Genomic DNA, 4,044 nt, shown 5'->3' with positions numbered 1-4,044 from the left:
TATTCGTTAACTAATTCTGTAAACTCCATAAATTTCCTTTTTTGATCAACTTAAATTTATAACACATAACCTTCCAACTTTATTCAAGAAAATGGCCCTTTTCATGAAGAAAGACGCTTTCCTTGTTTCAGAAAAGCGCCCTTTTGTGGAAGATCAAAGGCTATTGAAACAGTTCGCTTATATTGAACTTTAGCACCGTTACCCAACCATGAACCCAGCGTTCACCACAGAATACGCAATAAAGTGCTGTTTTTACATGATAGTTCAAATAAGAAAGAGCTGCTTAAAGCAGCTCCGTTAATATCAAAGTAAGGAAGTACATGAAAGTCCTGCTCTTTATTTTTTTAAATGATAAGGTACAGTTGTAACGACCACATCTCTCCGATACAATAAGAAGGCACGAATTAGTAAGCTTGATTGGTTGTGAAGAATATTGTGCCAACCTTTTTTAGGTATAAATTGTGGAATGACAACTGTCACATTATAATTTCCTTCCCTCGCTTTATGCTCCACAGTATCAACAAATTTGGTTAGTGGGTTGATGATACTTCTATAATGAGAGTGCAGTGTTACTAGTCTTACATCAGGTTGCCATTTCCTCCATTTTTCTCCAAACTTCTTCTCGTCTTCTCTTTCAAATGCAACATATACAGCAATAATTTGTTCAGGAGAAAGCGATTTAGCATAATTTAAGGAATTCTCTACAACGTGAGTCATGCCGGCAACAGGCACTATCATAACATTACCCTCAATTTTCACAGGAGATTCACAAGTTGTAAGCCTAAGCTGGTCTCCAACAGCTTCATAATGCTTTCTAATTCGATGAAAGAGCAAGACAATGATAGGTAGAAAAATTAAGATTGACCAAACCTGTGAAAATTTTGTTAAAAAGAAAATCATTGTGACCGTAAAGCTAATAACAGCACCCGTTGTATTAATTATGAATTTTGGAATCCACCCTTTGGGCTTTTCTCGCAGCCATTTAACCATCATTCCCGATTGAGACAAAGTAAATGGGAGAAATACTCCAACTGCATAAAGTGGAATAAGATGCTCTGTTTCTGCCCGAAAAGCAAGAATTAAAATGATAGAAGCAATTCCAAGTATGAGGATCCCATTAGAATATCCTAATCGGTCTCCCCTAATCAGAAACATCCTTGGTATAAACTTATCTTTTGCGAGATTAACCGCCAGCAATGGGAAAGCAGAATAACCAGTATTTGCAGCAAGGATTAATATCAATGCTGTAGTTCCTTGAATAAAGAAGTACATGAAATTTCGACCGAAAGTTTCTTCTGCAATTTGGGAAACAACGGTTACCTCTCTACTTGGAGCAATGCCATAATAATAGGCTAAAAATATGATTCCTGAAAACAGTATCGCAAGCAAGGCTCCCATTGCCATTAATGTTTTAGCAGCATTTTTAGGAGCTGGATCTTTAAAATTGGGAATGGCATTGGATATAGCTTCAACCCCTGTTAAGGCGGAACTTCCCGAAGCAAACGCCCTTAAAAGAATAAATAAACTGATTCCCGCTACAGGTGTACCAATCGGGGTGTGTATTTCAGGTGAAACTCCTCCTGTTAGAATATTATAAATACCCACACCAATTAATATGAACATCGCTACAACGAATAAGTAAACGGGGTAAGCTAAAATTGATGCAGACTCCGTTACTCCTCTTAAATTCAAAATTGTAATAAAAATCACAAATGCAATAGCAATTTCCACATTAAAGTTATGTAAGGTGGGAAAAGCAGATGTTAGAGCATCTGTACCAGCAGACACACTTACAGCAACAGTAAGTATGTAGTCTACCAATAGCGAACCTCCAGCTATTAAGCCTGGATTTACACCTAGATTGCTCTTTGAAACCACATACGCTCCACCGCCATGAGGATAAGAAAAGATGATTTGCCTGTAAGACAATATAAGAGCTGTTAAAAGAATTAATACACCAACTGCGATAGGAATTGAATACCAAAATGCTACAGCACCTACTGTGACCAATACTATCAAAATTTGTTCAGGACCATATGCCACTGATGATAAAGCATCAGAAGAAAGGATCGCTAATGCTTTCGTTTTGTTAAGTTTCTGTTCTCCTAATTCATTGGATTTTAAAGGTCGTCCAATTAAAAGCCTTTTTATGAATGAAATCATTAATTACTCACCGCCTAAATAGTGTCAATAGGTTATATATTCCCTTATAAACAGTAATTTCTCTAAAAGAACAAAATTTTTACATGAATAAAAAAAAGTGCCTACAAGTCAGAGTTAAACAGACCTGTAGACACATCACTTTTTTGTGTCACAAGCTCCACCTTCCTTCTCATTTAACGCTTACGAGGTTAGCTGTCGGATTCGGGCCTTTGAGTAGCCCTACCTTGAAAGGATTCACCCCTTGGGTTAAGTAACAACCCACAAAAATGGTTCCCCCGTACCTAATGGTTTCAGCGATTTAGAAATTTGAAACAGTGATTATAATACTCCTGTGTTCTGCAAAAGTAAATAAATTTTATGTAAAAAGATAAAAAAACAGAAAAACGGAAATGTTAGTAACGTAGATATTAATTCATGCTTTAGAAAAATATTTAAGAGATGCAACGTCAAAGGAGGATTTATATGTTCAAAGACAATAGTCCCTTTTTATCTGATGAATTTTTAGATGAGTTAGCTAAAGAAATTAACCAGCAATATGGGGGTCAAACAAATGAACAAAATGTGGAACCCATTAGTAATGATGAGTAAAATACAAGTCTTCCCTAAAAAGGTATCCCATAATTATTGAACATCAGACCGCATTGTGTGCGGTTTTTTTTTCTGGCCAACAAATTCAACTAACCAAACCTTTAGCTTAATAAGCCTTATTCCATTAAATGGCCCTTTTCATGTAGAAAGACGCTTTCTTTATTTCAGAAAAGCGCCCTTTAACGGAAAAACATAAGAGCTTAACTGGTTAGCTAAAGTTAGAGATCAAATGCTTATACCTTATTAAGATAATCACCTTTAATTTAATAACAGGCTACTAATTATGTTTCATATAAATTTTTTAGGTAAGAAAATTTTTCAAAGGCAGTATCCCAATTGATTTGTTGATTATTTTTCACTGCAAATAATATTTCATGAAAAACTGGTTGTAATCCATAAAAGTTTTTTACTCTATTAAATAAATTCTCAGACGATTCAGGAGCGCTATACCAAGATAATACGTCCTTTGTAAATTCTGAACCAAAAGACCAATATAAACCTGCAAAATCGAAAGCAGGATCTCCTATTTGGGCATCTGTAAAGTCAATAATGCCATCAATACAGTTTTTACCCTTATTATAAATAATGTTTGAGGCAGTCAAGTCACCGTGTATTATTGATTTTTTAAAAGTTAAACTTGGAAAGAGGTCAATAAAATTAGTGAATACTTCATTAATTTCATTCTGTCGCTGGTCATTTAAAAAAGGAAATATATCATTTTTGACTGAGGAATATAAATTTTCCCAGTATTTAAGTGTATGGATTGTCTCTAAGTTAATTAGATTAGGGTTTGAAACATCAATGCTATGCAACTTCGTTAGAAAATCACCAATCAACTTGGCGTTGTTTGGATTATCTCTAAGATTGTTAATGGGATATTCACCTAAAGACTTACCTTTCAAGAAAGAATATTTAACGCCTTTTAAATCACTCCCACTGAAAACATATTCATAGTCTGGTATGCATAAAATAGGTTTTTTATATTTTAACAAATTTAGTATTTTGCCTTCATTCAATATTTTAGATAAAAGATCTTCAGATTTTGGGAATCTAAAGACTATCTCATTATTTAATATATAAATGTTATTATCCCAACCATTAGTGTTTGCTTGTACTTCTCTAATTTCTAAATTAGGAAAGGTATTCATCAAAAAATTTAACATCTCATCCTCTTTCATTTATTACTACTCCTTATAATGCCCTCTGTTATTATGAAGGGCATTTTTATTTGACAATAGAATTTTAAATTTTTCCATTAAATAAAATAGACAAGCAAAGCCCCCCTGCATCGTA

Annotated in this window: 3 protein-coding genes and 1 riboswitch; of the genes, 1 reads left to right on the top strand and 2 read right to left on the bottom strand. The window is 34.1% G+C overall.

Annotated elements, in window-relative coordinates:
• Positions 1 to 336: 336 nt before the first annotated feature.
• The gene (locus V7164_RS20205) at positions 337 to 2,163 is read right to left on the bottom strand and encodes an APC family permease (protein ID WP_335346165.1); all 1,827 of its coding nucleotides are present in this window, start codon (positions 2,161 to 2,163) and stop codon (positions 337 to 339) included.
• A gap of 161 nt (positions 2,164 to 2,324) precedes the next feature.
• Positions 2,325 to 2,469: riboswitch (cyclic di-AMP (ydaO/yuaA leader) on the bottom strand.
• A 156-nt stretch (positions 2,470 to 2,625) separates the two neighbouring features.
• Between V7164_RS20205 and V7164_RS20200 the strand changes: the two genes are divergently transcribed.
• Positions 2,626 to 2,751 carry a bacitracin ABC transporter ATP-binding protein gene (locus V7164_RS20200; protein WP_335346166.1) on the top strand — a complete coding sequence of 42 codons (126 nt, stop codon included), beginning with the start codon at positions 2,626 to 2,628 and terminating at the stop codon, positions 2,749 to 2,751.
• A 281-nt stretch (positions 2,752 to 3,032) separates the two neighbouring features.
• Here the strand turns inward: V7164_RS20200 and V7164_RS20195 are convergent, their stop codons facing one another.
• The gene (locus V7164_RS20195) at positions 3,033 to 3,929 is read right to left on the bottom strand and encodes an aminoglycoside phosphotransferase family protein (protein WP_335355051.1); all 897 of its coding nucleotides are present in this window, start codon (positions 3,927 to 3,929) and stop codon (positions 3,033 to 3,035) included.
• Positions 3,930 to 4,044 lie beyond the last annotated feature (115 nt).

Origin of the sequence: Bacillus sp. JJ1474 (assembly GCF_036965225.1) — a bacterium.
Lineage (GTDB): Bacteria > Bacillota > Bacilli > Bacillales > Cytobacillaceae > Cytobacillus.
This window is presented reverse-complemented; position numbering and strand designations above follow the sequence as displayed.